Annotated in this window: 23 protein-coding genes; 14 read left to right on the top strand and 9 right to left on the bottom strand. The window is 66.1% G+C overall.

The window, feature by feature from the left end; translation table 11 throughout:
• Positions 1-126 precede the first annotated feature (126 nt).
• The 5 genes from HL666_RS24210 (at position 127) to HL666_RS24230 (ending at position 3,398) form a co-directional block, all read left to right on the top strand.
• Positions 127-522 (top strand): hypothetical protein, encoded by a 396-nt coding sequence (locus HL666_RS24210; RefSeq protein ID WP_172110138.1) that lies wholly within the window; start codon positions 127-129, stop codon positions 520-522.
• A 105-nt stretch (positions 523-627) separates the two neighbouring features.
• Entirely contained in the window at positions 628-1,029 is a 402-nt protein-coding gene (gene hisE, locus HL666_RS24215; RefSeq protein WP_172133758.1) for a phosphoribosyl-ATP diphosphatase, read from the top strand.
• Between the two features lie 63 nt (positions 1,030-1,092).
• Positions 1,093-1,674, top strand: coding sequence for a YqaA family protein (locus tag HL666_RS24220; protein ID WP_172110136.1), 582 nt, complete (start codon positions 1,093-1,095; stop codon positions 1,672-1,674).
• Positions 1,674-2,294, top strand: a complete 621-nt coding sequence (locus tag HL666_RS24225; RefSeq protein WP_172184015.1) for a hypothetical protein — start codon at positions 1,674-1,676, stop codon at positions 2,292-2,294. Before HL666_RS24220 ends, HL666_RS24225 begins: the two co-directional genes overlap by 1 nt.
• A gap of 135 nt (positions 2,295-2,429) precedes the next feature.
• Complete coding sequence (locus HL666_RS24230) at positions 2,430-3,398, top strand: NAD(P)H-dependent flavin oxidoreductase (RefSeq protein WP_172184016.1); 969 nt, start codon at positions 2,430-2,432, stop codon at positions 3,396-3,398.
• Positions 3,399-4,046: 648 nt separating this feature from the next.
• Here the strand turns inward: HL666_RS24230 and HL666_RS24235 are convergent.
• The 6 genes from HL666_RS24235 to HL666_RS24260 form a co-directional block, all read right to left on the bottom strand.
• On the bottom strand, positions 4,047-6,923 hold the full coding sequence (locus HL666_RS24235; RefSeq protein WP_172184026.1) for an autotransporter outer membrane beta-barrel domain-containing protein: 2,877 nt from the start codon (positions 6,921-6,923) through the stop codon (positions 4,047-4,049).
• Between the two features lie 137 nt (positions 6,924-7,060).
• Positions 7,061-7,828 carry a helix-turn-helix transcriptional regulator gene (locus HL666_RS24240; RefSeq protein ID WP_172184028.1) on the bottom strand — a complete coding sequence of 256 codons (768 nt, stop codon included), beginning with the start codon at positions 7,826-7,828 and terminating at the stop codon, positions 7,061-7,063.
• Positions 7,829-8,335: 507 nt separating this feature from the next.
• Entirely contained in the window at positions 8,336-9,907 is a 1,572-nt protein-coding gene (locus HL666_RS24245) for an ABC transporter substrate-binding protein (protein WP_246739098.1), read from the bottom strand.
• A 212-nt stretch (positions 9,908-10,119) separates the two neighbouring features.
• On the bottom strand, positions 10,120-11,649 hold the full coding sequence (locus tag HL666_RS24250; protein WP_172110131.1) for an ABC transporter substrate-binding protein: 1,530 nt from the start codon (positions 11,647-11,649) through the stop codon (positions 10,120-10,122).
• Between the two features lie 139 nt (positions 11,650-11,788).
• Positions 11,789-13,420 (bottom strand): ABC transporter substrate-binding protein, encoded by a 1,632-nt coding sequence (locus tag HL666_RS24255; protein ID WP_172184030.1) that lies wholly within the window; start codon positions 13,418-13,420, stop codon positions 11,789-11,791.
• A 43-nt stretch (positions 13,421-13,463) separates the two neighbouring features.
• Complete coding sequence (locus tag HL666_RS24260) at positions 13,464-13,910, bottom strand: hypothetical protein (protein ID WP_311976267.1); 447 nt, start codon at positions 13,908-13,910, stop codon at positions 13,464-13,466.
• Positions 13,911-14,618: 708 nt separating this feature from the next.
• Between HL666_RS24260 and minC the strand changes: the two genes are divergently transcribed.
• Genes minC through HL666_RS24280 form a run of 4 tightly spaced genes read left to right on the top strand, consistent with a single transcriptional unit; the run spans position 14,619 to position 17,217 of the window.
• Positions 14,619-15,314: a septum site-determining protein MinC gene (minC, locus tag HL666_RS24265; protein WP_172110129.1), complete on the top strand. Its 696-nt coding sequence runs from the start codon at positions 14,619-14,621 to the stop codon at positions 15,312-15,314.
• A 20-nt stretch (positions 15,315-15,334) separates the two neighbouring features.
• Positions 15,335-16,150: a septum site-determining protein MinD gene (minD, locus tag HL666_RS24270; RefSeq protein ID WP_172110128.1), complete on the top strand. Its 816-nt coding sequence runs from the start codon at positions 15,335-15,337 to the stop codon at positions 16,148-16,150.
• Positions 16,147-16,422 (top strand): cell division topological specificity factor MinE, encoded by a 276-nt coding sequence (minE, locus tag HL666_RS24275; protein WP_172110127.1) that lies wholly within the window; start codon positions 16,147-16,149, stop codon positions 16,420-16,422. Before minD ends, minE begins: the two co-directional genes overlap by 4 nt.
• A 21-nt stretch (positions 16,423-16,443) precedes the next feature.
• Positions 16,444-17,217 carry a thioesterase family protein gene (locus HL666_RS24280; RefSeq protein ID WP_172110126.1) on the top strand — a complete coding sequence of 258 codons (774 nt, stop codon included), beginning with the start codon at positions 16,444-16,446 and terminating at the stop codon, positions 17,215-17,217.
• A 303-nt stretch (positions 17,218-17,520) separates the two neighbouring features.
• On the opposite strand, the gene HL666_RS24285 is transcribed toward HL666_RS24280, so the two are convergent.
• Positions 17,521-19,212 (bottom strand): methyl-accepting chemotaxis protein, encoded by a 1,692-nt coding sequence (locus HL666_RS24285; protein WP_172184032.1) that lies wholly within the window; start codon positions 19,210-19,212, stop codon positions 17,521-17,523.
• A gap of 219 nt (positions 19,213-19,431) precedes the next feature.
• On the opposite strand from HL666_RS24285, the gene HL666_RS24290 reads away from it, so the two are divergent.
• On the top strand, positions 19,432-19,839 hold the full coding sequence (locus HL666_RS24290) for a DUF1801 domain-containing protein (RefSeq protein ID WP_172184034.1): 408 nt from the start codon (positions 19,432-19,434) through the stop codon (positions 19,837-19,839).
• Positions 19,840-20,131: 292 nt separating this feature from the next.
• Here HL666_RS24290 and HL666_RS24295 read toward each other — a convergent pair whose 3' ends face one another.
• Positions 20,132-21,694, bottom strand: coding sequence for an AMP-binding protein (locus HL666_RS24295; protein WP_172184036.1), 1,563 nt, complete (start codon positions 21,692-21,694; stop codon positions 20,132-20,134).
• Between the two features lie 172 nt (positions 21,695-21,866).
• Here HL666_RS24295 and HL666_RS24300 point away from each other — a divergent pair, with 172 nt between their 5' ends.
• The 4 genes from HL666_RS24300 to HL666_RS24315 all read left to right on the top strand — a co-directional run bounded on the left by HL666_RS24300 (position 21,867) and on the right by HL666_RS24315 (position 24,726).
• The gene (locus HL666_RS24300) at positions 21,867-22,526 is read left to right on the top strand and encodes a hypothetical protein (RefSeq protein ID WP_172133750.1); all 660 of its coding nucleotides are present in this window, start codon (positions 21,867-21,869) and stop codon (positions 22,524-22,526) included.
• Positions 22,527-22,597: 71 nt separating this feature from the next.
• The gene (locus HL666_RS24305) at positions 22,598-23,563 is read left to right on the top strand and encodes an NAD(P)H-dependent flavin oxidoreductase (RefSeq protein WP_172184038.1); all 966 of its coding nucleotides are present in this window, start codon (positions 22,598-22,600) and stop codon (positions 23,561-23,563) included.
• Positions 23,564-23,648: 85 nt separating this feature from the next.
• Entirely contained in the window at positions 23,649-23,915 is a 267-nt protein-coding gene (locus HL666_RS24310) for a hypothetical protein (RefSeq protein ID WP_172110120.1), read from the top strand.
• 184 nt (positions 23,916-24,099) lie between these two features.
• The gene (locus tag HL666_RS24315) at positions 24,100-24,726 is read left to right on the top strand and encodes a hypothetical protein (RefSeq protein WP_172133835.1); all 627 of its coding nucleotides are present in this window, start codon (positions 24,100-24,102) and stop codon (positions 24,724-24,726) included.
• Between the two features lie 80 nt (positions 24,727-24,806).
• Here the strand turns inward: HL666_RS24315 and HL666_RS24320 are convergent, their stop codons facing one another.
• Positions 24,807-25,286 carry a hypothetical protein gene (locus HL666_RS24320; RefSeq protein WP_172110119.1) on the bottom strand — a complete coding sequence of 160 codons (480 nt, stop codon included), beginning with the start codon at positions 25,284-25,286 and terminating at the stop codon, positions 24,807-24,809.
• Positions 25,287-25,290 lie beyond the last annotated feature (4 nt).

Genomic DNA, 25,290 nt, shown 5'->3' on the forward strand with positions numbered 1-25,290 from the left:
TCGAATCTGAACGGTCCATGAGCAAGACCTGCGGCGATTTGCGGCTTCGACTCCTGGTTTCGCCGGGGGAACTGTTACCCCAGTTGAGGAGTTGGTTCGCGAGATTTGATCGTACGGAGGATCCACATGATCGCACAGCACGGAAGTTTTTCACGCTTTGGCCGTGCTACCGTCCTGGCGACGGTGGCCGCGGTGACATTGACGGCCGTTCAGCCGACGCTCGCCTTCGCCGGCGCTGCTCCGGCTGAGAAGGGCGTGGTCGCCAAGACGGCCAATGATGGCGGCCTGACCGACGTCAGCGCGCGCCGTCGGCACTATCGCGGCAATGGCGGCGCGGCAGCAGCTGCGGCGTTCGCCGGTATCGTCGGCACGGGCCTGGCGATTGCCGCGGCCCAGAACCGCCGCTCCTATTACGAGGACCATTACTACTACGGCCGTCCGGCCTATTACGGCGGCTATGGCCAGGGCTACTATGGCGGCGGACCGTATTACGGTGGCGGCTACCATCACCCGCACTGGTGATCGCAGATCATCCGAAGCGATCCGCCGGCCCCAGCGCCGGCGGATTTTTTCATGTCTGCCGCAGTCGTTAACACGGAAGCCATCGACTTTTACTATTGTGGCCCAATGACCGATTCGATCGAGCGGCTCTATCGTGCAATTTTGGCAGCGAGGGACCTGGATCCCGCGCGCTCGCGCACGGCCAAGCTGATGCAGCAGGGCACGGGCAAGATGGCCAAGAAGCTCGCTGAGGAGGCCATCGAGGTCGCAATCGACGCGGTCGGCGGTGATGCCCAGGCCGTGGTGCGGGAGAGCGCCGACCTGTTCTACAATCTCGCCGTGCTCTGGGCCGAGCTCGGCATCCAGCCCGACGACGTCTGGCGCGAGATGGAGCGGCGCGAGCTGATGCTCGGCATCGCCGAGAAGCTGCCGAAATCCCCGGCGAAGGTCGTCAAGGCCGCGCCTGGACGCTTGCCGGGGCGACCGATCGTCGCGGCCGAAGGCCGGACGATCCGCAAGCGGCATTGACGCGGCACACGACCGGCACATCGCCCATGGACAAACGCTGCCTGGTTTGCTTCATCGCGGACCATGCTCAGACGGATCTATGACTGGTGTATCGACGCCGCCCACAAGCCGCATGCCCTCTGGATCATGGCGGCGATCGCCTTTGCCGAAAGCTCGTTCTTTCCGGTGCCACCGGATGTGATGCTGATCCCGATGTCGCTGGCCAAGCCGCAGCGCGCCTGGCTGTTCGCGGGCGTCTGCACGGCCGCCTCGGTCGCCGGCGGCGTGGTCGGCTATGCGATCGGCGCGCTGCTCTACGACTCGCTCGGCCAGTGGCTGATCCATCTATATGGCCTGGGCGACAAGGTCGAAGCCTTCCGTGCGTCCTATGCCGAGTGGGGGGCCGTCATCATCCTGCTCAAGGGGCTGACGCCGATCCCCTATAAGCTGGTCACGATCACGTCCGGCTTTGCCGGCTACAACCTGTTCCTGTTCATCGTCTGCTCGATCGTGGCCCGTGGCGGCCGCTTCTTCATCGCCGCGATCGTGCTCAACCGCTACGGCGAGTGGATCCGGGTGCATATCGAGAAGCATCTCGGTCTGTGGGTGGCGATCGGTGCGGCGGTGCTGGTCGCCGGCTTCGTCGTCGCATTGAAGCTGATCTGATGTGGCCGCGGCGCCGAGGGCTGGTTGCAGCGTTGGCGCCGTTCGTCATCGTGCTCTGCGCCGCCACGGCATGGGCGCAATCGGAGCCGCCGCTGGGTTTGCGCGAGGCGCCGCAACAGCCGCCGCAGCGGGCGCCCGCCGCAGAACCGGCGTCGCCGCCCGGCAATCCCGGTCTGGTGGAAGAGCTCGGCAAGCTGTTCGAGAAGATGGCGATCATTCCGCTGAAGCGTCCAAGCGAGGCCGATGGCGAGCGGGCGACGGACGGGAAAGCGGCGGCGGCTCCTGCTGATCAGGCGCAACAGCCGCCCCGGCAGCCAGCACCAAAGGCCGGCGACGATCCGGCCAGCGTGCTGAAGGACACCGGCGAGACGCTCTCGCGCCTCGCCAAGCCGTCCACGATGATCTCGGGCCGCATCGTCTGCCCGCTCGCCGCCAACGGCACGCCGGACTGCAAGCTCGGCGCGGACAGGCTGTGCCAGGGCAAGGGCTACAAGGAAGGCAAGAGCCTCAACACCGATTCGGCGGAGACCTGCTCGGCCAAGGTGCTGATCCCGGGCCGGCAGCGCAAACCGGACGACTGTCGCACCGACACGTTTGTCACCTCTGCGCTCTGCCAATAGGTCGTCAGCGTCTCAACGCAAGACCATCCACGGGCTTTTCCGGTCCCTCTGCGGACGAATTGCCATGACGGCATGATGTCGGGCATGCTCGCCATCACGAGCGTTTCCGCATTTCACAACGAGGAATTCCCATCCATGTCCATGCCTGCCTTGTTCAAGGGGCGCCTGTCGATTCCGGTCATCGGCTCGCCGCTGTTCATCATCTCCGTGCCCGATCTGGTGATCGCGCAGTGCAAGGCCGGCGTGGTGGGCTCGTTTCCGGCGCTCAACGCGCGGCCTGCCGCGCTGCTCGACGAATGGCTGGCGCGCATCACCGAGGAGCTCGCCGCCTATGACCGTGCGCACCCGGAGCGTCCGTCGGCGCCGTTCGCGGTCAACCAGATCGTGCACCGCTCCAACAACCGGCTCGAGCAGGATCTGGCACTGTGCGAGAAGTACAAGGTGCCGATGATGATCACCTCGCTCGGCGCGCGCGAGGAGCTGAACCAGGCCGCGCATCGCTGGGGCGGTATCGTCTTCCACGACGTGATCAATCAGTTCTTCGCCCACAAGGCGATCGAGAAGGGCGCCGACGGCCTGATCCTGGTCGCGGCCGGCGCCGGCGGCCATGCCGGCACGATCTCGCCGTTCGCCTTCGTGGCTGAGACGCGCAGCTGGTTCGATGGCCCGATCGCCCTGTCGGGCGCGATCGCCAATGGCCGCGCCATCCGCGCCGCGCGCGTGCTCGGCGCCGACTTCGCCTATGTCGGCTCGGCCTTCATCGCCACCAAGGAGGCGAATGCCGTCGAGGCCTACAAGGACATGATCACCAAGTCGGGTGCCGACGACATCGTCTATTCGAACCTGTTCACCGGCGTGCACGGCAACTACCTGAAGCCCTCGATCGTGGCCGCCGGTCTCGACCCCGACAATCTGCCGACGTCGGACCCGTCGAAGATGAGCTTCGGCACCGATGCCTCCGGCGAGCGCGCCAAGCCGAAGGCGTGGAAGGAGATCTGGGGCTCCGGCCAGGGCATCGGCGCCATCAAGGACGTGCTGCCCGCCGTCGAGCTGATCGCCCGGTTCAAGAAGGAATACGACGAGGCGATCGATCCACCGCTGTGAGGCGGCGGCCTGCGGTCGTGCTTCAAACTCGATGTCATTCCGGGGCGGCGCGCGCCAGCGCGGCGAGCCCGGAATCCATTGGGCCGCGTGATCCGCCGTGAGATGGATTCCGGGCTCGTGCTGCGCACGCCCCGGAATGACGCCGGAGGGAACGGCGATCGGTTCGTTGCGATCGCAGCGGCTCTGAGCTGCTCGGGCGTGCCCTCGCATTTGGTGCCCCCGGCGACAACTACAATGCCGGTGTCATTCCGGGGCGACGCGCGCCAGCGCGGCGAGCCCGGAATCCATTGGGCCGCATGCGCTGTCGTGAGATGGATTCCGTGTTCGTGCTGCGCACGCCCCGGAATGACGAAGGAGGGAATGGCGATCAGTTCGTTGCGATCGCAGCGGCTTTGAGCTGCTCGGGCGTGCCCTCGCATTTGGTGCCCCCGGCGACAACTACAATGCCGGTGTCATTCCGGGGCGACGCGCGCCAGCGCGGCGAGCCCGGAATCCATTGGGCCGCGTGATCCGCCGTGAGATGGATTCCGGGCTCGTGCTGCGCACGCCCCGGAATGACGAAGGGGAGAGCGGGGATCATTTTCGCGACGATCGCCGTGAATTGCGCGTAGCCTCGCTCGCCACCCCGCGCAGGCTCATCTCCACTGACTACCACGTATAGCGGATGCGCCCCGTGCCGGACCAGGTCCGCGATCGCTCGCCCCATTCGGTGTCGGCGCGGACCATGAAGGAGACGCCGCTGGCGAGCTGCCATTCGGCGCCGGATGAAGTCAGCAACAAGTTCTGCGATGGCTTGGCGCCGAACACGGTGAAGCCGCTGGTGCTGCCGAGCGCGGCGAAGTTGGCGGTCACGGACGGATTGCTGACGACGTCATGGGCGTAGGCGGTGCGGCCGAACAAGGTCAGCTGACCGCCATGCTCGATCGCGATGGTCCGGTCCGTGTGCACGCCGAGCTCGGCGCGGAAGGCGGTCGCGGTGCGCCCGGCATGGGTCAGGGCGAACTGGTTCGAGCCCAGCGAGGCGGTCTCGGCATAGGCCGGGGTGCGGAAGCCCTGCGCCTGGATCGCGCCATAGGGCGTCCAGCGCGCCGAGAGGAACGGCACCGGGAGGCGGTGTCCGGCCTCGATGCGCCCGCCGAAGCTCTGCGCGTTGAAGCGCGCGCCAAGCTGGTCGAGGCCGGCGGCCGTGACGGTGCGCGTCGTCGACATCCAGTAGTTGGCGTAGCTCGCGGCGGCGCTGATGTAGGTCGGTCCGATCTCGTGCTTGCCATAGATGCCGGCCATCATGAGATCGGCGCTGCCGCCGCCATTGCCGTCGGACCAGCTCATGGCGCCGCCGGCGAGCGAGAAACCGGCCCGCGTGTTCGGCGCGAAGCGATAGTCCGCGCCCGCTGCGACCGCGCCGGCGCGGACAGCGTTGTCGCGGCTGCCAATGGCGGCATCGCCGGACAGCCGGTTGCCGGCGCCGAAGCCGGTGCCCCAGACGTTCCAGCACGCATCGAGGCGGTCCGGCGATTCAAACGCCGCAAAGGCCTCGCGCACGGCCGCAGGCGCGCTGCGGCGCTCGCCGGCATAGCCGAGTGGCGCCGAGGTGTTGCCGCCAGCCTGAGCGGGCGGGCTCGACAGCAGCGTCAGATACGCACCGCCGAGTTGATTGGCGCCGCTCTGGGCCGGGGTGCTGCTGTGGCCGGAGAGCTGGTCGAGGGCGCGGCCGACGGCGTCGGTCGGCATGTTGAGCAGGGTGTCGAACCCTGCCGGTGGCGTCACGCCGCCGCTGACCGCGCGGTTGAGGCCGTTGGCGACGTTGGCTTGATTGACGCTGGCGTTTGAGGCCAGCGTCAGGGTGTTGGGGTCGAGCACGAGATAGGCATTGTTGAGGTCGTAAGTGAGATGCGGGTTTCGCGCCGGGCTGAAGCTGCCGGTGACGTTGAACCCGGCGAACTCCGTGCCGCCGAGCCCCCCGGTCGCGTTGATGATCGTGTAGGTCTTCCGCTGGAAGCTGCCCGGAAGTGCCACGGCGTTCACAGTGGCACCGGTCAGTGTCGCGGTGCCAGTGACATTGGTGCGGTCCGCGGTGCTCGGCGACACCTCGACTTGGTAGGTGCTGCCGGCGTCGAACTGCAGATTGCCGATGATGGTCAGGGTGCCGATCGAGTTGCCGGGCGCGAGCGTGCCGCCGGCGTTGACGGTGACGCCGGGCAATTGGCCGGTACCGCCGACCATGGCGCCGTTGGCGATGGTGAGGCCACTGGAGGCCGCGATCGAGCCGTCGACCGCCAGCCTGCCGGCATTGACGGCCGTTGCACCGGTGTAGGAATTGAGGCCGGACAGCGTCAGCGTGCCGCCTCCCAGCTTGGTGAGCCCACCACCGCCGCCGAGCGCCTGGCTCACCGTGAAGGTGTTGGCGGGATCGGCGATGTCGAAGCCGCCGCCGCCTGCGCCCCAATTGATCGTGCGCGTCGTCGAGGTGAACGAGGTGCCGGTGACCTGAAGCGTGCCGCCATTGAAGGTCAGGCCGCCGGGCGCGCCGCCGAGATTGGCGTCGGAGGCGACACTGATCGTGCCGCCGGTGAAAGTGGTACCGCCCGCATAGGTGTTGGCTCCGGAGAGCGTCAGCGTGCCGGTGCCGGTCTTGGCCAGCGAGCCGGCGCCGGAGATGATTCCGCTCACGCTGGTCGAGCTGTTGTTGCTGCCGACGGTGAGCTCGTTGGCGCCGAGAATGGTGTTGCCGGCGCCGGCAATAGATCCGGCACTCAGCTTGCCGTCGCTGGCCGGCCCGTTCGAGCTGGCGAAATTCACCGTGCCGCCATTGACGATGGTCGCATCCCCGCCGGTGCTCTGGCCAAAGAAGCTGAGGGTGCTGCCGATCTGATTGGTGATCGTCGAACTGCCGGCCGTGCTGGTGTCGTAGAACTCCGCCGTCCCATGATTGTCGATGGTGGCGTTGCCGGCCGTGGTCGAGTTGAAGAACACCAGGCTGCCCAGGTTGTTGAACGTGGCATGGCCGAGCGTGGCGCTGTTGCTCAAGGAGACCGAGTCGTTGGTGATGTTGGCGAAGCCGGCGGTGCTGTTGCCGAAGAAGCTCAATCCGGAGCCCGTGATGGTGGCCGTTCCGGCCGAGGCGCTGTTCCAGAACGACATCGCCACGAACATGCCGCCGGTCATATTGAACGTGGCGCTGCCGCCGTTGATGACGATGCCGGTCCCGGCCAAGGTGAGGGTCTGCAAGTTGGTCGAGAACGTGTAGTTCGACGCGCCGATGTCGAACACCAGCTCGCCCAGCGTGGCGCTGCTCGTGATCGTCAGGTTGGTGGTGCCGGAGGCGCCGAAGATGGCGGTGCCGGTCGGCACGTTACCGGTGCTCCAGTTGGCTCCGGAATTGAAGTCGCCCGTGGCGGGAGTCGCTTCCCAGGTGCCGTCCAGAGCCGTGGCGGGCCGTATCGGTGCCAGCATGCTCGAAGCCAGTATGAGGGTGGTCACCGCCGTGGAGGCCATCACGGCACGGCGGGTCGAGGGGGCAGGCATTCCAGTCTCCGGAGCTGAACGCTTTGGGCGGCGCCGACGGGGCGGCGCAGCACGGCACCCGATCACGCTACCGGTGAGACCAGCCGGCGGTCAGCGTAGCCAATTGGCTACTTCCGGCCGTTTGTGTGCAAGTGTTGTCAGCGCGCAATGAATCGCGCCATCAGCTCGGCTCGGCTGGAAACGTCGAGGGCGCGGTAGATCTGCTCGATGTATTTGTGCGCCGTGCGGGGGCTGATGTTCAGCGTCGCCGCGATTCGCTTCTCGCTGTGGCCGGCGACCAGCAGCTCAAGCACCCCGCGATGACGCGGCGCAAGGTCCGCGATCGTGACAGGGGCCCGAACGTGGCCGTTGGCGATGCTGGCGAGCGGATCCGGCCGCCGCGCCAGCCATGCGGTGTTGGCCGCCAGCAGCTGGATGATCTCGCGTTCCCGCGCCGTGAAGCCGACGTCGCCCCAGGATCGCATGGCTGCGACGCAAAGCTCAGTTCCGTCGCCGGTCGGGACGATGGCCGCAACGATATCGTCAGCGCCGAAGCCCCGGACGTAGTCGGTGACGTGCGGGTTGCGATACCAGACACCGTCCTCCACGATGTCCCGCCGCAGGAAGCTTCGCGGACGGCCAGGTGCGGCAAAGGCCTTCTCCCACATGGGGTGCTCGCCATAGACCCGCGCCTGCAGATAGTCCCGCTCCCATCTCTGCAGGGTTGCGTGATCCAGCCCATGGACGCGCGAGCGCATCACGTCGGCCCCATCGTTCGCCTGTCCTTCGCCGCTGGCGGCCCCTCCGATTACGCTCCACCAGACCGGACCGGAGCCGATCAGATCTGCCAAGCGGGCCATCAGATGCACACAGGCCTCCCCAGGGGTGGCGCCGAGCTCGCCGATCTCCCCCACCAGGGCCAGCATCGCCCGCCAATCGTCGGAGGTGAGGTTGGGTGGCGACATCATTGCTTGCTGCCCTTCCATCGGGGTTCAACCAAGAGAGCGGAATTGCTCCGCTGCGCCGCGCGGGCCGAGCGCGGCGAGAAGACACGGCTGCTTGTCGCAGGCGCAGCATGTCTGCCGCTGTCGTGGTCGGGCAAAGGCGGAATCCAATTCAATAAATACCGCTGCGTAGGATCACGCGGTTCCGCTTGGAACACAAGTCGTCGAGGGCGAGGGAGAGACAACTTTCAGTTGATGGCCGCCAGCGTCGGAGGCGGCGATGGGCGCAGGGCTCTACACCTCCGTCGTCTCTCGGCCGGGCGGGAGACGCGGCAAATCGCCGAGCGGCCTGCCGGTCTCTACTTCAAGAGGGAAAAAGGCCGTCGTCGCCGTTGAAGCTCGCGTGCTTTCGAGCTGTCACCAAAACGCGAAAGGCGCGGCAGACCGAGCTGCCGCGCCTCTTGAACGCCGTATTGATGGGCCGTCCGGCTATTCGAGCTCGATCGCCTGGAACTTGCCACGCTCGTCGATCGCCGTACCCCAGATCTTGTGCGAGGCCTGGTGCTCTGCGCGGCCGAAGCCGAGCTTGGCGCCTAGGCCGAGATCGACGCTCTGCATGTTTTCCAGCGTGTCGATCAGAGCCTCGGTGTCCAGCTGCGGTCCGACTTTTCGCAGCGCCTGAACCAGCACGTTGGCTGCGACGTAGCCCTCGAACGAGACATAGGACGGAGCCTCGCCCGGGAAGTACTTCTCCAGCGCGCTCTTGTATTCGAGCACGGCGCTGGAATAGCCGCCGACCGCCGGCACAACCTGGGTGACGATCACGCCGCTGGCATAACGCGGGCCGAGCAGCATCAACTCATCCGACAGCTCGGTCGAGCCGACGAACGAGACGTTGGTGTAGATCAGATGCGGGAACAGATCGCGCGTCTTCTCGATGAACTTCGCGGCCGCCCGGTAGGTTGCGACCATGACGATCGCCTTGGGCGGATTCTTGAGAGCGCGCAGCTGATTGACTGCGTCGTCCACGTCGACGGTGTTGCGCTTGTAGTTGAGGCGCAGGATCGACGTATCGGCAAGGCCCAGCGATCGGAAAGCCTTGGCGACTCCGGAGAAGCCGGCATCTCCATAGGAATCCTGCTGAGCAAACACCGCGATATCCTTGGCCGGAATGCGGCGCAGCTTCACGAGATAGCGAACGACGGTGTCGGTCTCTTCGGCGTAGCTGGCGCGATAGTTGAACACGTAGCGATCCGGCGGATCATTGCGCAGAATGTTGGCGCCGGTGAACGCTCCGTAGAACAGCACCCGGCGCTGCAGGGCATAGGGCATCGCGATGGCCGAGGTCGGCGTGCCGACATTGCCGACGAAGCCGAACACCTTGTCCTTCTCGTAGAGCTGCTTCATTGCGTCCAGCGTCCGCGACGGTTCGTAGCCGTCATCGGCGGAGAACAGGCGCAGCGAGCGTCCGTTGATGCCGCCGGTGTCGTTGGCGCGGTTGAAGGCGGCCTCGATTCCCATTTTCATCTGCCGGCCGAGCTCCTTGGCTGCGCCGGAGAACGGAGCGGCGATGCCGAAGCGGATCTCGTTGGGAGTGACGCCCTGAACGTTGTTGGCGGTCGGAGGCGGCAGCGTTGCGGTCGGCGCCGTCGCGGCAACCGCCGCCGACGGCGCGATCACGCCGGCGAGGCTGGTGGCCGTCTGGCTCGGTGCGGTCTGCCCGAGCGAGCGCTCGAGCTCGGCGAGCTGGCGGCCGGCCGTATTGCAGTCGGTCTGCGCCGCGCCGACCCGATTGCGGCCGTCGGCGACATAGCCGTTGAACACGCGCGTGAGCTCGTCGCGATCCGAGCCGCCCGTGGAGGCCTCCCGGATCACCTCGCGAAACTTGTCGACAATGGCCTGAACGCGGCCTTGGTCGATCGCCTGACAGGCGGATGCTGCTCCCACGATCGGCCCGACCCGGCTCGCAAGATTACGCACCACATCCGCATTGGTGCCCGCCGCGCTGGCGGGCGTTGCGAGCAATGCCGCAACCAAGAACACGCTAGAACGAAAGCTCATTGCCACTATCCCACTATGGACCCCATCCAGGTCTTCCGCCTGGTGAATTGACGCCGTGTCTGCGACGGAGAAGACATAAGACCGTCACCATGCACAGACCAGCCTTTCCTAAGAGCATGACCATTTCGGTAACCCGACACGCCTTTTTCCGATCATACTTTAGAACCTGCTAACGAAGCGTCTTCACCAGTTATTCCCCTTTGACGCTAACTCTACTCAAGTTCGATTGCCTGATACGTGCCGTTCTCGTCGAGCGCGGTGCCCCAGATCTTGTGAGAGGCCTGGTGCTCCGCGCGTCCGAATGCAAGTGGAGTGCCGAGGCCGAGATCGAGGCTGCGCATGGATTCGAGCGTGTCGACCAGCCGTTCGGTGTCGAGCGGGTTGGTCTGCTTCAGCGCCTGAATCAGGATCGTCGCCGCGATGTAGCCTTCGAGAGATGTGTAGTCCGGCGCCTCGCCCGGAGCGTATTTGGCGAGTGCATTCTTGTAGTCGAGCACGAGGCTCGAATAGCCGGAAACGGCAGGTACGCCCTGCGTCACGATGACGCCGTTGGTGAAGCGCGGCCCGAGCAGCTTCAGCTCGGTCGCCAGCGAGGTCGATCCGACGGCGGAGACGTTGGCATAGATCAGGCCCGGCACCGCGTCGCGCGTCTTCTCGATGAACTTCGCGGCGGCCCGATCGGTCGCAACCATGATGATGGCCTTCAGGCCGGGCTTGTGCGCCTTCACCTGATTGACGGCCTCTTCCACGTCCATCGTCGCGCGCGGATAGTTGATGCGCGTCACCGGATCGGGGATGTTCAGCTGCCGGTAGGCTTTCGCGACGCCGGCGAAACCGTCATCTCCGAACGCGTCCTGCTGCGTGAACACGGCGATCTGCTTGGGCGCGATGCGCTTCATCTTGACGAGATAGCGCACCAGCGCAGCCGTCTCCTCAGCGTAGCTCGCCCGGTAGTTGAAGACGTAGCGGTCCGGCGGATCGCGCCGCACCACCGCCGCGCCGGTGTTCGGCGCGAAAAACAGCGTACGCCGCTCCAGCGCATAGGGAATCGCCACCTGCGCATTGGCGGTGCCGACGTTGCCGATGAAGCCGAACACCTGCTCCTTGTCGTAGAGCTGCGTCATCGCGGCGAGCGTGCGGTTCGGATCGTAGCCGTCATCGGCAGCCACCAGCCGCAGCGTGCGTCCGTTGATGCCGCCGGCGTCGTTGGCGCGCGAGAAGGCGGCCTCGATGCCCTGCCGCATCTGGCGTCCGGTTTCCTTGCGGATGCCCGAGAACGGCAGCACCATGCCAAACCGGATCTCGCGATCGGTGATGCCGCGCGTGGGTCCGGAGGTGACGGCGCCGGTGGTTGCTTCGGCTCTGGTCGCCGTCCCCGGTCCGGCTGCGGCCGGCTGGTTGAGCGAGCGCTCGAGATCGGTCAGCTGCCGCTCGGCCACGGCGCAGTTCGCCTGCGAGCCGCCGGTGCGGCTGCGGCCTTCGGCAATGTAGCCGTTGAAGCTGCGGGTCAGCTGATCGCGCTCGCCATCATTCGTGGTCGACTGGCGGATGGCTTCGCGGAATTTGTCGACGATGGTCTGGACGCGGCCCTGAGCAATGTCCGGGCAGGCCGATGCCTGTCCTACGATCGGTCCCACCCGGCCGGCGAGATCCTTGACGACGTCGGTTGCCGCCGCAAAAGCGGAGCTGGTGGAAGCCGCTAACAGGCTCCCGATGATCAAGGCGGACCAATGAACCGTCATCGAACTATCTATCCATTCGCTCTAGGAGCTGCTGCTAATCCTCACCGCTCTGATATTCGTGGCATTTCGAATTAATGTCGGGTTTCTCTGTCGTGTTTTTATCCGCCCTTGCAGGGGCTGACTCCGTTTCGGCGGTATCCTAATCAAGTTCGATGGGTCGATAGCTGCCGTTTTCGTCGAGCGCGGTCCCCCAGATCTTGTGCGAGGCCTGGTGTTCGGAGCGATCGAAGCCGAGCCGGACGCCAAGTCCGAGATCGAGGTCGCGCATCGTCTCCAGGGTGTCGACGAGCTGCTCGGTGTCGAAGCTGCGGCCGGCGCGCTTCAAGCCTTCGATCAGGATGCTCGCCGAGATGTAGCCTTCGAGCGACATGTAGTCGGCCTGCTCGCCCGGGAAGTACTTCGCCAGCGCGTTCTTGTAGTCCAGCACCAGGCTGGAGTAGCCCGATACGCCCGGCACCGTCTGGGTGACGATGACGTTCTCGGTGTAGCGCGGGCCGAGCAGCGTCAGCTCGCCGGCGAGCGCGGAGCCGTCCACCGCCGAGATGTTGGCGAAGATCGCACCAGGGAAGACGTCGCGTGCCTTCTCGATGAACTTTGCCGCGGCGCGCGTAGTGGCGAGCATGATCACGGCGCGGAACGGCGTCTTCAGCAGCCGGAGCTGACTGATAGCGTCGTCGACCTCGACGCTGTTGCGCGGATAGTTGACCCGCACGATCGCGTTCTCATTGGCACCGAGCGCGCGAAAGGCCTTGGAGACGCCGGCGAAGCCGGCATCGCCGAAGGCGTCGTGTTGCGCGAACACGACGATCTGGCGCGGCTGCAGCTTGCGGATCTTGACGAGATAGCGGACCAGCGTGTCGGTCTCCTCGGCGTAGCTCGGCCGGTAGTTGAAGACGTAGCGGTCCGGCGGATCATGGCGCACCACATTGGCGCCGGTGTAGGGCGCGAAGAACAGCGCGCGCCGCTCCAGCGCATAGGGAATGGCGACGGCCGCCGTGGCCGAGCCGAAATTGCAGATGAAGCCGAACACCTGGTCCTTTTCATACAGCTGCTTCATCGCATCGAGCGTGCGCGACGGATCATAGCCGTCGTCTGCGGTCACGAGCTTCAGCACGCGGCCATTGACGCCGCCGGCCTCGTTGATGCGGTTGAACGCCGCCTCGACCCCGATCTTCAGCTGTCGGCCGCTTTCCTTCACGGGGCCGCCCTGGGGGATGACCATGCCGAACTTGATGTCGTTCTGGGTGACGCCGCGGGTCTCGACCACGGGCGGCAGGATCTGCGCCGGCGCGATCGCGGCCACGGCGCTGGACGGCGCAATCGTCACGCCCGGCAGCGCCGAGCGCGCCGGGGTGGGGGCCGCAATGGACTGTTCGAGGTCGGCGAGCTGGCGGTCGGCGCTGCGGCAATCCATCCGGCCCGAGGTGACCAGGCTGCGGCCTTCGGCCACATAGCGGTCCAGCAGGCGCGTCAATTCGTCACGATCGGCTTCGCCGGTGGCGGCCTCGCGGATGACGAGCTGGAACTTCTCGATGATCGCCTGGATGCGCGGCCGTGCGATGTCACGGCAGGCGAGCGCCGAGCCGATGATCGGTCCGACGCGGCTGCCGAGCTGGCGCGCCACGCTCACATTCTCGCCCGGCGCTGCCTGGGCAACGCCGGTCACGGCAAAGGCTCCGCTTGCCACGATGCTCCCGAGCAGGATCACTGCAATGCGGGCGTGAGCTAACGGACCGCGTGCTGCCGCTTTCTGCGGTAGGACGTCGATCATGATCGCCTTGAAAGATGTTGGATGTCGGCTCAGTCGATGCGGATTAGCGAACCCGCTCCATCTGACCCGTCTTCTGGTTCCACTGCATGAACTGCTGCAGCATGGGCTTTTCGGGCGTATCGGCCTCTGCCGTCGGCGCCGGAGCGTCCGCGAGCAGCGACTTGAACTGCGACAGCGCCGGGGCCTGAGCCTCGACACGCTCCGGCAGCGCGCTGGTCTGGTCGGCCTTGGCGTCCTGGGCATCGGCTGCGACCGGCGGCAGCGTCTTCATCGACTGCACGGCAGCGACGAAGGACGAGCTCGCATCAGGCTGGCGCCACACCGGAACGATGTTGACGAAGAACAGCGCGACGACGGCGGCGACGCCGGTGGCGGCTGCAAAGCGGCCGGCGATCTTGAACACGACCGAGCGACGGTCGCGCTCCCGCTCGAACTCCGGCGGCTCGCGCATCACTTGCGGATTCAACGACTGGCGAAGGGATTCGAACACGGCGGTCTCCAAGCGAGCGTCGAGCGGACCTTGCTGTCCCGAAGCGGGACGCTCGGCCGCCTCCGCTGCCTTGGCGGTGTCACCGACGAGAGATAGACGCGCGGCTTCCGGTCGTTCACGCAGCCACCGCGGAGCATAGTGCAGCGGGTCCTGCGGGTTCATCGGATTCTGTTCACTCAACGAACTCATACGCTACTCCTCTGACGCTCGATTCCGGTAAACTGATACGCTTCTGCCACGGTCGTATGAGAGCTAGTTTCAAACGAAGAGCGGGAGCGTGTCTGCCACTTCAGTCCACACGGAATCACTTGCAGAATCAGACGGTTCGCGCCGATCATCGATCGCACGCCGAAAGCCCTTTCCTGCAAGGCGCCATGACACGTTGATCGTGCCTGCAGCGCCTCTCTCGATCCCATGCCCCGCCCCCTGACGAGTGTCAATTGATCGGAACCGTCTAAACCCGTCAGCTCCGAATTATATGTACGTTAAAGTTATCATCATGATGTGATTAAAATGAGGCGTGACAGGTCTTGACGCAGATGCTCATGATTTGCGTCTCAATCGCGCCAAGATTCTGCCTCGATTCGATCATCATCGAACTATGTCGGGCGGGCCGCTGTCGATTTTCGAGCGGCTTAGCGTCGATTTAACCATCCGTTAACCATCTCGCGCCGACAGTTAACCAATCACTAAGAAGGGTTGGGTCGGATGGTCATGAGTGCCAGCGCTGAAACGGTACGTCCTCTTATTCGTCTGCGCGGGCGCTCCTACGTCGCCTTCGTGTTCTCGCCGGTGGTACCCATTGCCGACTGGCTCAGCGAGCTCGACGCGACGCTCGCAGGGTCGCCCGGCTTCTTCGTCGGCAAGCCGATCGTGCTCGATCTCTCCGCGGTGGATCTGAGCCCGCTCGCCATTACCCACCTCATCAAGAGCATCGAGTCGCGCAACATCCGCGTGCTCGGTCTCGAAGGCGTCGAGCAGGGGCGGTTGTCGCTCGGCATGCCGCCCTTGTTGTCCGGCGGACGTCACTGCGCCGTGCAGGAGATCGAGCCGGAGAAGCCGTCTCTGCAGCAGCCGAACTCGCTGCTGCTCGACCAGCCGGTGCGCTCGGGACAATCGATCGTCTTCCCCGACGGTGACGTCACCGTGCTCGGCGCGGTGTCGTCGGGCGCCGAGATCGTCGCCGGCGGCTCGATTCATGTCTACGGCGCGCTGCGCGGCCGTGCGATGGCCGGCATCAACGGCAACGCGGCGGCGCGCATCTATTGCCAGAAGATCGAAGCCGAGCTGGTCGCGATCGACGGCTACTACCAGACCGCGGAGCAGATCGACGCCACCTTGCGCGGCAAGGCCGCGCAGGCGCGGCTCGAAGGGCATTCCATGAAGATCGTTGCATTGAACTGAGTAGCAGGAGGATTCGTAACATGTCGAAAGTACTTGTTGTGACGTCGGGCAAGGGTGGCGTCGGCAAGACCACCACGACGGCGGCGATGGGCGCGGCGCTGGCGCAGGCCGGCGAGAAGGTGGTCGTGGTCGATTTCGACGTCGGCCTGCGCAACCTCGATCTCGTGATGGGCGCCGAGCGCCGCGTGGTGTTCGATCTCATCAACGTCGTGCACGGCGTGGCCAAGCTGCCGCAGGCCCTGATCCGCGACAAGCGGCTGGAGAATCTCTGTCTGCTGCCGGCCTCCCAGACGAAAGACAAGGACGCGCTCACCGAGGACGGCGTCGGCCGCGTCATCCACGAACTGCGCAAGACGTTCGACTGGGTGATCTGCGACAGCCCGGCCGGCATCGAGCGCGGCGCGATGCTCGCGATGCGCTATGCCGACGAGGCGATCATCGTCACCAATCCGGAGGTGTCGTCGGTGCGGGATTCCGACCGCATCATCGGCATGCTCGATTCCAAGACCGTGCGCGCCGAGAATGGCGAGCGCGTCGAGAAGCACATCCTGATCACCCGCTACGATGCCGGCCGTGCCGCGCGCGGCGAGATGCTGTCGATCGAGGACGTGCTGGAGATCCTGGCGACGCCGCTGCTCGGCATCGTGCCGGAGAGCCAGGACGTGCTGCGCGCGTCCAACGTCGGCTGCCCCGTCACCCTGAACAGTCCGGCGAGCGCGCCGGCGCGCGCCTATCATGATGCGATGCGCCGTCTGCTCGGCGAGGACGTCGAGATGCAGATCCCGAGCGAACGCAAGGGCCTGATGAACCTGCTGTTGGGACGGAGGGCTGCATGAGCGTGCTGCGGCTCTTTACGGGGCGTACGGCCTCGGCGCCGGTCGCGCGTGAGCGGCTGCAGATCCTGCTCGCGCATGAGCGGAGCCTGCGTGGCCACCCCGATCTGTTGATGCAGTTGCGCGAGGAAATCCTCGCGGTGGTTTCGCGCCATGTGGTACTCGATCCCGACAAGGTCATCGTCCGCATGGACCGGGGGAAGCATGTCTCGACGCTCGAGGTCGACATCGAACTGCCCAATGGCGCCGATCGCGCTTTTGCCAGCGCCGGCTGACGCGTGGGAAGGCGAACGCTGATGCGGCCGATCTTCCGCGTCGCGGACAATCAGGTGGCCGTCAGTCCCGATGCCGCGGGACCGTGGGATCCGACCATGCAGCACGGGTCCGCGCCTTCGGCGCTGGCCGTGTGGGCGGCGGAGCGCATTCCGACGAAGTCGCCGATGCGCATCGCCCGCGTGACCATCGACCTGATGCGGCCGGTGCCGCTCGCCGAACTGACCATCGAGACCGAGGTCCTGCGCGAGGGCCGCAAGATCCAGCTCTGCGCGGTGCGCCTGCGTGCTGGCGACACCGTGGTGGTCACGGCGACCGTGCTGAAGATCAGGCAGGACGCGGTGCCGCTGCCGGACGACGTGCGCGAGCTGCCGATCGATCTCGTCGGGCCGGAAGACGCGCAGCCGGAACCGGCGGACTTCTCCACCAGCCCGTTCGTGCGCGGCATGACCTTGCGCGCCGCGCGCGGCCGCTTCGGTGTCAGGGGTCCGGGGGCGATCTGGTATCGCGTCGACTGGCCGCTGGTCGAGGGCCACGCCGTCTCACAGGCGATGCGCGCGGTGGTCGCGAGCGACTTCTGCAACGGCACCTCCGCCGCGCTCGATTTCCACAGCTACACCTTCCTCAACGCCGACCTCACCGTCAACATGGCGCGCGAGCCGGTCGGCGACTGGATCCTGCTCGACGCCGAAAGCTGGATCGGCCCGGACGGTGCAGGGCTGGCGATGGCGCGGCTCGGTGACGCCAAGGGCTACTTCGGCCGTGTGGTGCAGAGCCTGGTGATCGAGAAGCGGTGACGAAACGGGACTAATGAGTTGCGCTCATCTGCAATGTGCCTGAAAGTCACAAGCATCGCGGTGCGGCCGGTGCGCTCCCTCTCCCCGTTCTTCACGGGGAGAGGGCTGGGGTGAGGGGCAGCCACACCCAGTGACGCAAGCTATTCGCTCCTGCTTACGGGCGTCTCTACTCACACCACCCGTGCGGCTGCCCCTCACCCCGACCCTCTCCCCGTGAAGAACGGGGAGAGGGAGTCGACCGTCTTTGTCGCGACGGCTCCGCTAGCCGAGGACTAAGCGGCCTCTTCCTACAAGGCGCAATGCTTACGCAGCCCGTACCGTGCTCAGGAACCGCCCAACTTCCAGCTTCAGCCGGTTGCTGTCCTGCGACAGCGACTGCGCGGCCGATAGCACCTGTGTCGAGGCGGAGCCGGTCTCGCTGGCGCCGTGCTGCACCTCGGTGATGTTGGACGACACTTCGTGCGTGCCTTGCGCGGCCTGCTGGATGTTGCGCGAGATCTCCTGCGTGGCGGCGCCCTGTTCCTCGACCGCGGCGGCGATGGTGGAGGAGATTTCCGCCAGCTTCTCGATCGTGCCGCTGATCTCCCTGATGGCGCCCACCGACTCCTGCGTCGCGGCCTGGATGCCGGCGATCTGCTGGCCGATCTCGCCGGTCGCCTTCGCTGTCTGCTCGGCGAGAGCCTTGACCTCGGTTGCGACCACGGCGAAGCCGCGGCCGGCATCGCCGGCGCGCGCGGCCTCGATGGTTGCGTTGAGCGCGAGCAGGTTGGTCTGCCCGGCAATGGTGTTGATCAGCTCGACCACGTCGCCGATGCGCGCTGCCGCCTTGGAGAGCTCGCTGACGCGATCATTGGTCTTGCGGGCCTGGTCGACAGCTTCGGTCGCGATGCGCGCGGAATCCTGCACCTGGCGGCTGATCTCGGTGACCGACGAGCTCAGCTCCTCTGTGGCCGACGCCACCGACTGCACGTTGGCGGTCGCCTGCTCCGAGGCCGCTGCCACCGTCGTGGTCCGCTGCTGGGTGCGTTCGGCCGTGGAGGTCAGCGTCGTAGCCGAGGCTTCGAGCTCGGTCGAGGCCGAGGAGACCGTGTTGATGATCTCCCCGACCGCGCCTTCGAACCGGTTGGCAAGTTCGTGCATGTCGCGCTTGCGCCGCTCGACGGCGAGCTTCTCGGCTTCGGCCTGCTCGGCACGGAGGCGCTCGGTCTCGATGGCGTTGTTCTTGAACACCAGCACCGCGCCGGCCATGTTGCCGATCTCGTCCTTGCGGTCGGTGCCGGGAATCGGCGCCGCCATGTCGCCCCCGGCGAGCCGGCGCATCGCCTCGGTCATCGCGGTGATCGGGCGCGACACGCCGGCCACGATCAGATAGCCCATCGCGAGGCATAGCAGCGCCGCCAGTGCGATCACGCCCAGGATCCAGGCGCGCGAGGACAGATAGACGGCGGCGCCCTTGTCGGCCTCCTTCTTGCCCTGCTCGACGTTCCAGGCGAGGTCCTGCTCCAGCGCCTTGCGGGCCAGGACGAAGTCGTCGCGCAGCTTGCCCATGAAGAGCGCGGTTGCGGCTTCGACCTGATTCTTGCGCGACAGATCGAGCAACTGCTTGCTGTCGTCGAGATACGCGGTCCACGGCTTCTTGAACGCGGTCACCAGCGCCTTCTCCTCCGAGGTCGTGACCGTAGGCTCGTAGAGACGCCAGGTCTTGTCGAACAGCTCGATGCTTTCGGCGATCTGACGCTCCTGGATTGCTTTTTCCTCGGCCGTGGTGGCCAGCAGGAACTGGCCTTGCCGGGCGCGATACTGTTCGATCGATTTTGAGATGGTGCCGAGCCATCCGGTCGCCGGAAGCCAGTTGTCGCGCACTTCCGCAGCCGAGCCGTTCACGTTCGCCAGACGATCGATCGAGAAGCCGCCGAGGCCCATCGCCGTGATCAGCACGATGCCGAACGCGAGCAGGACCTTGTTGCGAATGGACAGGTTGGAAAACGACGGCATCTGCGACTCCAGCTTCGGTAGTTCCGGGAGAGAATTGATGGGACAGGCCCAGAGAATGACGCTCCGCGGGTTGCGGGCGCCTTGGATGCTCGCCGTTGAGGCATCGGTTGTGGGGCTTGTTGTGATTAGCGGCCGAAGAGCTAAACTTTGCCCTAAAATTGGGCTGAGCGGAGGGCCGGTAGTAATACGGTTTGGAACCGCAAGGTTGGAGCGAGATCGATGGTGAGTTCGAAAGGTTCGTCAAAGCAAACGTCAGGCGAGGCGTCGCAACTGATCGACCGGCGCATCACGGAGCTCGCCGATTGGCGCGGCGCGATGCTCGCGCGCGTCCGCGACCTCATCAAGCAGGCTGACCCCGAGGTGGTGGAGGAGTGGAAATGGCGCGGCGTTCCGGTGTGGTCGCATGCCGGCATCATCTGCACCGGCGAAACCTACAAGGCCGCTGTGAAGCTCACCTTCGCCAAGGGCGCCTCGCTGCCCGACCCGAACGGCCTCTTCAACGCCAGCCTCGACGGCAACGCCCGCCGCGCTATCGACATCCACGAAGGCGATGAGATCGATGAGGCCGCGTTCAAGGCCCTGATCCGCGCCGCGGTGGCGTTGAACGGATCGAAGAAGAAGCGATAGGCGCGACTTCAGCACGAGGCGGACGCAGCTGCGCCGCGAGGCGGAAGTGCCATTGATCCGAGTGCGCCACACAAGGAGCGTCGTCCCGGCGCACGCCGGGACCCATAATCACCGGCCGACGCATGAGGCATGCGGGTCGACACAGCCGCGCTCACCACGTCATCCTGAGGTCATGGATCCCGGGTCGCGCTTCTCTTGCCCCGGGACGACGGTGGAGTACGTGGCAAGCACCGCGCATGCAACGAATACGGCGCCGCACACCAGCCATCGCGCTCCATGACGGCGCGGGATCTCAGCCCACCATCCGCCCGCGGCCCTCCCAATATCGCGCGCGCAGCACCTTCTTGTCGATCTTGCCGACGCCGGTCACCGGCAGCTCGTGCACGAACTCGATGCGCTTGGGCGCGTGGGCGGAACCCTTACGTGCCTTCACCAGCTCGATCAGCTCCGCCGCATTCGGCTGCGCACCTGCGCGCGGCACCACGATCGCGGTCACGGCCTCGCCCCATTTGTCGTCGGGCACGCCGACCACGGCGCACATCGCGACATCGGCATGCTGCGTCAGCACATCCTCGATCTCGCGCGGGAAGATGTTGAAGCCGCCGGAGACGATCATGTCCTTCTTGCGGTCAAGGATGTACATGTAGCCGCGCTCGTCGCGTCGGGCGATGTCGCCGGTGTGCAGCCAGCCGTTCTTCAGGGTCTCGGCGGTGATGTCCGGCCGCTTCCAATATTCCGTCATCACATGCGGGGCGCGAACGCAGATCTCGCCGGCCTCGCCCTGCGCAACCTCCTGATCGGCGTCGTCGAGAATCTTCACCTCGCAGGCCGCGATCGGGAAGCCGCACGACAGGAACAACTCCGGCTGCTTCGGATCGTGATCGGCCTTGCGCAGCACCGACACCGGATAGCATTCGGTCTGGCCGTAGAGCTGCGAGAACACCGGGCCGATGCGCTCGATGCCCTCGACCAGCCGCGTCGGCGACATCGCCGAGGCGCCGTAGAGCACGAGCTCGAGCGAGGACAGATCGGTCCGGCTCAGGACCGGATGATCGAGCAGCACGTAGATCATGGTCGGCACGAACAGTGTGAAGTTGATGCGCTCGCGCTCGATCGTCTTCAGCACGGCGTCGGGGTCGAAGCTCTTGAGCATGTGCACGGTGCCGCCGCGCATCAGGGTCGGCAGCACCTTGGTGCCGGCGACGTGGCTGATCGGCGCCACCGTCAGATAGCGGGCACGGTCGGGGATCTCGAAGTCGGCCAAAATCGCGGTGGCGAAACCGCCATATTCGCGGTGGTGACGCAGCGCGCCCTTCGACTTCCCGGTCGTGCCGCCCGTGTAGTTCAATGTCGCGACATCGTCGGGGGTCGCGAAATTGCGCGCCGTGGCATGGCCGGCCTGCTCGAGGGCGGCGAGCAGGTCCGCGCCGTATCCGGCTTGTCCGAGGGTGAAGACGTGACGCAGGCCGTCGGCACGCGACGCCAGTTCGCCGCCGCGATCGCGGAACGCCGCGGCATCGATCACCAGCACCTGCGATTCCGAATCCGCCAACTGGAACAGCTGATCCTCCAGCGATCCCAGCGGATGCAGCCAGGTGATCGCGAGCCGGGACAGCTGCGCCGCCATGCCGGCGCACCAGCTGTCGGCGCGGTTCGCGGTGAGGAACGCAACGCGCGTTCCGGCCGGCAGGTCGAGCCGCATGAACACGCTTTGCATGCGCCCGATCAGGTCGACGGCGCCCTGATACGTCAATGATCCGCCGGGCCAGCTGAACGCCGTGCGCGATGGATGGCGCGACAGTGTCAGCAGGGTCTGCTCACAAACGACGGGGAATGCGTGGAGCCGATGGGTCATGCGATGGTCCTCCCGATGTGTCCCGCTGGTTGTTGCGTCGCAGGGGCTTGGCGACGGGGGCTTGGCGAGAACGCTAACAGAATGTCGCTTGCGCTCAAGCCGCGTCATGGCGCCGGTCGGAACATCGCTGCGCGCGCCGCGTTGCCCGGCCGAACAATAGCGGAGCAAGGCCATGCGCACCTCGACAGCGTTTTTTGCAGGAGTCGGAACGGTCGCCATCGCCGTCGCGGTCGGCCTCGGCGGCGGGCTCATGATTGCCGAGGGCATGAATCCGAAATCGGCGCCGGTGGAGACGGCCAAGCTCGAGCGTTCCGCGCCGTCGCCCAGTCCGACCGCGACCTCGTACCTCGCTGCCACGCAGGCGGCTGCGACGACTCCGATCAAGGTGACGCCTGCCGCGACACAGGCCGCCGCGACACAGGCCGTTGCGACACCTGCGCAGGCCAATGCCTCGCCGCAGCCGCAAGCGGCCGCCGCAGAAGCGACCGCGACGGCCGTGGCTGCCCCGGCGGCCTCCGATGCACAGGCGGGCGCGTCGCAGGCTGGCACGCCGGACGACGACCAGGCGAAGCTGGTGGACAAGGGGCAGGACAAGGCCGCCGAGAAGGCTCCAGATCCCGATCTCCAGTCACGCGAGGCCGAGCGCAAGCGTGCCGCGGAGCAGCGCCGTGCCGAGCGGCATCGGCAATATGTCGAGCGTCGCCGGCAGCGCCGCGAGCAGGATCTGCGTGCCGTCGAACAGGCGGTGCGAGAGGATACGACGCCGCGGGCCTATGCCGCGCAGCCGGTCGACATGCAGGGCCCGCGCTTCAGCTTCTTCGGCGACGATTGATCGCGCACGTCGGCGTCGCTATCCCTGAGTCAAGCAAAGGCTCTGGGAGGTGCGCGGTGCAAGGATGTTCAATGACCAGCCTGCGAGCGCGGCTGCGTCTGCCGCTGATCGCGGCGCCCATGTTCCTGGTGTCGGGGATCGATCTCGTCAGCGCGGCCTGTGCGAACGGCGTGATCGGTTCGTTTCCCACGGTGAATTGCCGCACGGCCGGCGAGCTCGAAGCCTGGCTGGGCGAGATCGCAACCAGGCTCGCTCGTGCCGACGATGCGAGCGGCGAGGCCGCCGCGCCGGTGTGCCCGAACCTGATCGTTCACCGCTCCAATGCCCGGCTACAGGACGATCTCGCCGTGCTGCTGCGGTATCGGCCGGAGCTCGTGATCACCTCGGTCGGCTCCCCGGCACCGGTGATCGCGCCGTTGCATGATGCGGGGACGCTGGTGTTCGCCGATGTCGCCTCGATCCGTCACGCCGAGCGTGCCGCGGAGGCCGGTGCGGACGGCCTCGTGCTGCTCACGGCCGGTGCCGGTGGCCAGACCGGCTGGCTCAATCCGTTTGCCTTCGTGCGTGCCGTCAGGGCGTTCTTCGCCGGTCCGGTCGTGCTAGCCGGCGGCATCAGCGATGGCGTGGCGCTGCGCGCCGCCGCGGTGTTGGGCTGCGATCTCGCTTATATGGGCACCAAGTTCATCGCCACGCGCGAGAGCATGGCGGATGGCCGCTACAAGGCGATGCTGGTCGACAGCTCCGCCGACGACGTGTTGCTGACCTCGGCCTTCACCGGCCTGCCGACCAGCATGCTCAGGCCATCGATCGTCGCCGCCGGTCTCGACCCGGATGCGCTGCCGGCACGCGGCGCGATCGAGATCGGTTCGGACATCGATATCGGTGCGCGCGAGAACAGGCCGAAGCGCTGGCGGGATATCTGGAGCGCAGGCCATGCAACGTCGGGCGTGTCGGACATTCCGTCCGTCGCGGACTTGGTTGCGCGAACCGCCGATGAGTATGACCGCGCGGGTGCCATGCGCGGTGCCTTCGTATGATGAGAAACACCGGGTGTGTCCTTAAGGCACCATTAACCATCCCGTCCCACAATCTGCCCGAGTTCGAACTTGGCGGAATTGCGCGATGGGCATCGAGTGGGGGCAGGGCAAGGAGCGCGCGACGCTCGAGGAGATCCGGATCCGGGTCGGACATGCCCTGCAGCGGCATCCACTCTGCCGCAACGTCCAGTTCGACATCATGAGCGTGCCGCGCACCGCACGTGGCGGGAACTGGACCATCAGCCTGCACTCGGTGGAACCGGCAGCGCTATGGGAGGCTTCCGACATCGTTGCGGACATCCAGGCCGCCTACGACCTTCAGATGCCCGCTGAACTCTGTTCCGCGGCGTGAGAAAAAATTATCCGTCATGTACACAGGGCGGAATGGTGGCCCCCGTGTTTCTGTGGCATTGTAAAGCCTTAATTAACTCCCACTTTTCGGCAAAGTGCGGTGTTTCCGCCGGGATACGGAGATTTGCGTGACGAAGTCGATCGCTTTTGCCGCTTTGCTTGGCGTCTTGATCGCAGGTGCCGCCGTGACCAGCATCCTGATGCGGGACAGCGTGCCGTCGGCTGGTGCGATGATGCCGCCTGTTGTTGCGAAGAGCCCGACCTCCAATCGTGACGCCAAGGGTGACCGGCTCGCCATGGTCACACTTGCGGCTCCCGAGGTGCAGCAGCAGGGTTCCACAACCAAGACGACGCTGCGCCAGGCCTATGCCTATGCGCCCTCCGAAGCCGAGATGGCCAAGGCGTCGGCCGCTGCGGTCGTTGCTGCCGAGCCGGTGGTGCCGAAATCCAAAATCCTCGCCCGCAGCGAGCCTGCCCCGGCACCGTTGAAGCCTGAGGTGCAAAAGGCCTATTCGCTGCTGTCGGACACCCAGATTGCCGGCATCAAGGAGCGGCTGCGGCTGTCGTCGAGCCAGGAATATTACTGGCCGGCGGTCGAGAGCGCGCTGCGCGCCGTGGCGCGCAAGATTCATACGGCCCGCCAGGGCGCCGCCAAGCCTGGCGCGGTGACGATCGATCCTGATTCGGACGAAGTGCAGCAGCTGAAATCGGCTGCCATGCCGCTACTCTGGCAGTTGCGCGACGACCAGAAGGACGAAGTCCGGCGGCTTGCCCGCACCATCGGCCTCGACAAGGTCGCAGCCGCGATCTGAACTGGGTGATCCGCACCAGTGAATAGAAATAAAAAAGGCCGCGCATTGCGCGGCCTTCATGCTTTCCAGGGAGTCGGTTCTTATCGGGCCGGTGGATTGGCCTCCGGATGGCCGCCGCTCTCGGGGCCGGCTCCGGTGGGCGACGATGCCGGGGCGGACCTCAGGTCCGGACCAGGCCGCGCCGGCTGGGTCATGGTCGGCGCCTCCGGCGGAGTGATCGCCGCGCCTGCGCCCACCGTCGTGCCGCGGTCGGTGTTGGTCGGTGCAGATGGCACCGGCGTCGGCTTGTCGCCCCCGGCGAAGCGGGTGGCGCCGCCGCTCTGATAACCGGCCACCAGAAGGCCGCTGACGATCAAGGCGAGCACGAACATGCCGCCGAGCTCCGGCAGCGCGCCGGATGGCGCCATGCCTCGGCCGCGGCCATCGCCTTCGAGCGCGACCGCCGCGATCTCACGGTTGTGCCGCGAGCGCAGAAACGCCAGGAACGCGCCCGCGGCGATGATGATCGTCGCGGCGAGCGTGAAGAACATGAGCCAGCTGATGGGTTGATCGCCTTGCATGTCG

The organism is Bradyrhizobium aeschynomenes (assembly GCF_013178945.1).
In the GTDB taxonomy this organism is placed as follows: Bacteria; Pseudomonadota; Alphaproteobacteria; order Rhizobiales; family Xanthobacteraceae; genus Bradyrhizobium; species Bradyrhizobium aeschynomenes.

Coding starts and splice junctions, on each gene's coding strand:
- HL666_RS24290 (WP_172184034.1), top strand. CDS start 19,432: ATGGTGAGTTCGAAAGGTTCGTCAAAGCAAACGTCAGGCGAGGCGTCG.
- HL666_RS24255 (WP_172184030.1), bottom strand. CDS start 13,420: ATGATCGACGTCCTACCGCAGAAAGCGGCAGCACGCGGTCCGTTAGCT.
- HL666_RS24310 (WP_172110120.1), top strand. CDS start 23,649: ATGGGCATCGAGTGGGGGCAGGGCAAGGAGCGCGCGACGCTCGAGGAG.
- HL666_RS24240 (WP_172184028.1), bottom strand. CDS start 7,828: ATGCTGGCCCTGGTGGGGGAGATCGGCGAGCTCGGCGCCACCCCTGGG.
- HL666_RS24300 (WP_172133750.1), top strand. CDS start 21,867: ATGCGCACCTCGACAGCGTTTTTTGCAGGAGTCGGAACGGTCGCCATC.
- HL666_RS24220 (WP_172110136.1), top strand. CDS start 1,093: ATGCTCAGACGGATCTATGACTGGTGTATCGACGCCGCCCACAAGCCG.
- hisE (WP_172133758.1), top strand. CDS start 628: ATGACCGATTCGATCGAGCGGCTCTATCGTGCAATTTTGGCAGCGAGG.
- minC (WP_172110129.1), top strand. CDS start 14,619: ATGGTCATGAGTGCCAGCGCTGAAACGGTACGTCCTCTTATTCGTCTG.
- HL666_RS24225 (WP_172184015.1), top strand. CDS start 1,674: ATGTGGCCGCGGCGCCGAGGGCTGGTTGCAGCGTTGGCGCCGTTCGTC.
- HL666_RS24245 (WP_246739098.1), bottom strand. CDS start 9,907: ATGAGCTTTCGTTCTAGCGTGTTCTTGGTTGCGGCATTGCTCGCAACG.
- HL666_RS24320 (WP_172110119.1), bottom strand. CDS start 25,286: ATGCAAGGCGATCAACCCATCAGCTGGCTCATGTTCTTCACGCTCGCC.
- minE (WP_172110127.1), top strand. CDS start 16,147: ATGAGCGTGCTGCGGCTCTTTACGGGGCGTACGGCCTCGGCGCCGGTC.
- HL666_RS24230 (WP_172184016.1), top strand. CDS start 2,430: ATGTCCATGCCTGCCTTGTTCAAGGGGCGCCTGTCGATTCCGGTCATC.
- HL666_RS24295 (WP_172184036.1), bottom strand. CDS start 21,694: ATGACCCATCGGCTCCACGCATTCCCCGTCGTTTGTGAGCAGACCCTG.
- HL666_RS24210 (WP_172110138.1), top strand. CDS start 127: ATGATCGCACAGCACGGAAGTTTTTCACGCTTTGGCCGTGCTACCGTC.
- HL666_RS24280 (WP_172110126.1), top strand. CDS start 16,444: ATGCGGCCGATCTTCCGCGTCGCGGACAATCAGGTGGCCGTCAGTCCC.
- HL666_RS24285 (WP_172184032.1), bottom strand. CDS start 19,212: ATGCCGTCGTTTTCCAACCTGTCCATTCGCAACAAGGTCCTGCTCGCG.
- HL666_RS24305 (WP_172184038.1), top strand. CDS start 22,598: ATGACCAGCCTGCGAGCGCGGCTGCGTCTGCCGCTGATCGCGGCGCCC.
- HL666_RS24235 (WP_172184026.1), bottom strand. CDS start 6,923: ATGCCTGCCCCCTCGACCCGCCGTGCCGTGATGGCCTCCACGGCGGTG.
- minD (WP_172110128.1), top strand. CDS start 15,335: ATGTCGAAAGTACTTGTTGTGACGTCGGGCAAGGGTGGCGTCGGCAAG.
- HL666_RS24250 (WP_172110131.1), bottom strand. CDS start 11,649: ATGACGGTTCATTGGTCCGCCTTGATCATCGGGAGCCTGTTAGCGGCT.